Here is a 3,255-nt window from a genome sequence, read left to right on the forward strand (position 1 = left end):
CCTCACCGCCGACATGGCCTTCCGGGTAGGGCAGGCCATCGCCACCGTCCTGGAGGAGGAGAAGGGCAGCCGGCCCACGGTGGTCATCGGCAAGGACACCCGCATCTCCTCCGACATGCTGGAGTCCGCCCTGATGGCGGGCATCTGCTCCGTGGGCGGCGATGTCAAGCCCCTGGGCACCATCCCAACCCCCGCCGTGGCGTATCTGAGCCAGCAGGAGCGGGCGGACGCGGGCATCGTCATCTCCGCCAGCCATAACCCCTACGAGCACAACGGCATCAAGGTCTTCAGCGGCCAGGGCTACAAGCTCTCCGACGCCGTGGAGCGCCGCATCGAGGAGAAGATCCTCTCCGACGCCCCCATGAAGGTCCGCACCCGGGGAGAGATCGGCCGCCGCCACCACGGCATGCGCCAGCTCAAGCGGGACTATATTGATTTCGTGGCCTCCACGGTGGAGTCCGATCTGGCGGGATTGAAGATCCTGGTGGACTGCGCCAACGGCGCCGCCAGCGCCACCGCGCCGGAGCTCTTCGGCCGCTTCAAGGCCCACACGGACTTCATCAACCACGCCCCCGACGGCGTCAATATCAACAGCCACTGCGGCTCCACCCACCTGGAGGACCTGGCCGCCGCTGTGGTCCGGGGCGGGTACGACGTGGGCGTTGCCTTCGATGGCGACGCCGACCGCTGTTTGCTGGTGGACGAGAAGGGCGGCACCATCGACGGCGATAAGGTGATGGCGGTGTGCGCCCTGGACATGAAGCGCCGGGGCAAGCTCAACGGCAACACCATCGTGGCCACCGTCATGAGCAACCTGGGCCTCCATGAGTTCTGCCGCAATCAGGGCATCGAGCTCATCTGCACCGACGTGGGTGACCGGAACGTGCTGGAGAAGATGCTGGAAAAGGACTTCCGCATCGGCGGCGAGCAGTCCGGACACACGATCTTCACGGCCCTGGAGACCACCGGCGACGGTGAGGTGACGGCACTGCAGTTCCTGCAGGTCCTTGCCCGCTCCGGGGAGAAGGCCAGCGCCCTGGCCGGGTGCTGCGCCACCTATCCCCAGGTGCTGGTGAACGTGGAAGTGCCCCACAGCGGCGGCGTGAAGGAGAAGATCATGGCCTCTCCGGAGCTGGCGGAAGCGGTGAAGCGGGAGGAGGAGGCCCTGGGTAGCGAAGGCCGGGTGCTGGTGCGTCCCTCCGGCACCGAGGCGCTGATCCGGGTGATGGTGGAGGCCAAGACTGCTGAAACAGCCAAAGATGTGGCCTCCAAACTGGCAGAATTCATAAAAGCTATGAAATTCTGAACGGAGCTTCCCGGCGTTTTCGATAAAAACCCTTGACATTTCAAGTAGGACACAGGTATAATACAATATGTGCAAACTACATGAGAACTCACAACTCCCCCTGGAGCGGCAAAGCGACGAAGCGCTTTGCGCCCTGGCCGCCTCCGGTGTCCGGCAGGCGGAAGAGGTCCTGGTCACCCGGTATAACCGTCTGGTGCGCACCTGCGCCCGCCCCTTCTTTCTCATCGGCGGCGACAGCGAGGATCTGACCCAGGAGGGCATGGTGGGCCTCATCAAAGCAGTCCGGGAGTACGACCCCGCCAAGGCGGCCTCTTTCCGGACGTTCGCGGAAATCTGCATACGCAGCCGACTGTATTCCGTTCTCCGCGCCGCGGCGCGGGATAAGCACGCAGCGCTTAATCAGTCGGTTCCTTTGGATACACCCTTCTTTGACAGCAATTCCTACACCTCTGGTACCAGTCAATTGGCGCAGCAAAATCCCGAGGAGTCCCTGATTGATCGGGAGCACACAGCAGCCCTCTTAGCCGGTGTCCGGAAACAGTTGTCCGAATTTGAAGCGAAGATTTTGGGGTACTATTTAGACGGTCTTTCATGCAGGGAAATTGCCGAGACGGTAGGCAGGCCCCCAAAGTCCGTGGACAACGCCGTGCAGCGCATTCGGCGCAAAGTGGCGCGGCAGCTTCTTTCCGGCGATCTCAGCGACAGCTGAACGCAATATATTTTTCTTATTCGAAGAGAGGGTAACATCATGTACGAAGACAAGACGTTAGTGTGCAAGGAGTGCGGCAAGGAGTTCGTGTTCACCGCCGGTGAGCAGGAGTTCTACGCAGAGCGCGGCTTCCAGAACGAGCCCCAGCGCTGCAAGGCCTGCCGTGACGCCCGTAAGGCTGCCGCCCGCGGTCCCCGTGAGTATTTCACCGCTGTGTGCGCTGCCTGCGGCGGCGAGGCACGGGTTCCCTTCGAGCCCAAGTCTGACCGTCCCGTTTACTGCAGCGAGTGCTTCGCGAAGATGCGGGAGCAGGAGAGATAAAGAGCGTTTTCCAAAAGCTTGTCTCTTGCGAAAAAAGAGCGGCGTCTGCTGGATGCAGACGCCGCTTTTTTGCGCCCTCCCGGCCCCGGCGCCGCCGGACGGGAAAAAAGAGCATTTTCCATATTGAATTCGACGGTATTATGGGGTATAATACCACCGTTGAATTCTGAAAACGGAGGAATCTCTCTTATGGTTACCATTACCAAGGATACCATCATCGGCGACATCCTGGACGTGGCCCCTCAGACCGCGCCCATTTTCCTGTCCATCGGCATGCACTGCCTGGGCTGCCCCTCTTCCCGGGGCGAGACCGTGGAAGAGGCCTGCATGGTCCACGGCGTGGACGTGGACAAGCTGCTGGCGCTGGTGAACGAAGAGGCCAACAAGGCCCAGTGACGCCAGAGACAACACGGCAAACGGGACGCATACGGGCCAACCGCCCGTATGCGTCCTTAAACCGACCGGCGAAGGGAGGAGCCCCATGGCAAAACACCTGGAACTGACGCCCCGCCTGGGGCTTTTGGCTTCGTGGGTGCGTCCGGGCGCAAAGCTCGCTGATGTTGGCACAGATCACGCATATCTGCCGGTGTGGCTGATGCTCCACGGCGGCGTGAGCTCTGCCATTGCCAGCGACCTGCGGTCCGGGCCCCTGCAGCGGGCTCGGGAGAACGCCCAGGCCTGGGGCGTTGCCGACCGGCTGGACCTGCGGCTGTGCGACGGCCTTTCCGGTGTAGGGCCGGAGGAGTGCGACACGGTGGTCATCGCCGGTATGGGCGGGGAGAACATCGCCGCCATCCTGGCCGCCGCCCCCTGGACCGCCGACGGACGCCACACGCTGCTGCTCCAGCCCCAGAGCCGGGCGGAGTCGCTGCGGCAGGTCCTCTCGGACCACGGCTACCCGGTCGGCCGGGGGGGAGGG

The 3,255-nt window shown here is 63.0% G+C and carries 5 protein-coding genes; all 5 read left to right on the forward strand.

Annotated features, from left to right (window positions below; genetic code table 11):
- Positions 1–1,306: phosphoglucosamine mutase (gene glmM, locus QZL67_RS06440; RefSeq protein WP_292920009.1), on the forward strand; the 1,306-nt coding region annotated here is incomplete at its 5' end.
- Between the two features lie 67 nt (positions 1,307–1,373).
- Entirely contained in the window at positions 1,374–2,015 is a 642-nt protein-coding gene (locus QZL67_RS06445; RefSeq protein WP_022289924.1) for a sigma-70 family RNA polymerase sigma factor, read from the forward strand.
- 39 nt (positions 2,016–2,054) lie between these two features.
- Positions 2,055–2,336 carry a zinc-ribbon domain containing protein gene (locus QZL67_RS06450; RefSeq protein ID WP_022289925.1) on the forward strand — a complete coding sequence of 94 codons (282 nt, stop codon included), beginning with the start codon at positions 2,055–2,057 and terminating at the stop codon, positions 2,334–2,336.
- Between the two features lie 189 nt (positions 2,337–2,525).
- Positions 2,526–2,732, forward strand: a complete 207-nt coding sequence (locus QZL67_RS06455) for a DUF1858 domain-containing protein (protein ID WP_022289926.1) — start codon at positions 2,526–2,528, stop codon at positions 2,730–2,732.
- Positions 2,733–2,817: 85 nt separating this feature from the next.
- Positions 2,818–3,255 (forward strand): class I SAM-dependent methyltransferase (locus tag QZL67_RS06460; RefSeq protein WP_292920011.1); only part of this gene is annotated, 438 nt, incomplete at its 3' end.

This window comes from Oscillibacter sp. CAG:155 (genome assembly GCA_000436875.1).
Lineage (GTDB): Bacteria > Bacillota > Clostridia > Oscillospirales > Oscillospiraceae > Oscillibacter.

Coding starts and splice junctions, on each gene's coding strand:
- QZL67_RS06455 (WP_022289926.1), top strand. CDS start 2,526: ATGGTTACCATTACCAAGGATACCATCATCGGCGACATCCTGGACGTG.
- QZL67_RS06450 (WP_022289925.1), top strand. CDS start 2,055: ATGTACGAAGACAAGACGTTAGTGTGCAAGGAGTGCGGCAAGGAGTTC.
- QZL67_RS06445 (WP_022289924.1), top strand. CDS start 1,374: ATGTGCAAACTACATGAGAACTCACAACTCCCCCTGGAGCGGCAAAGC.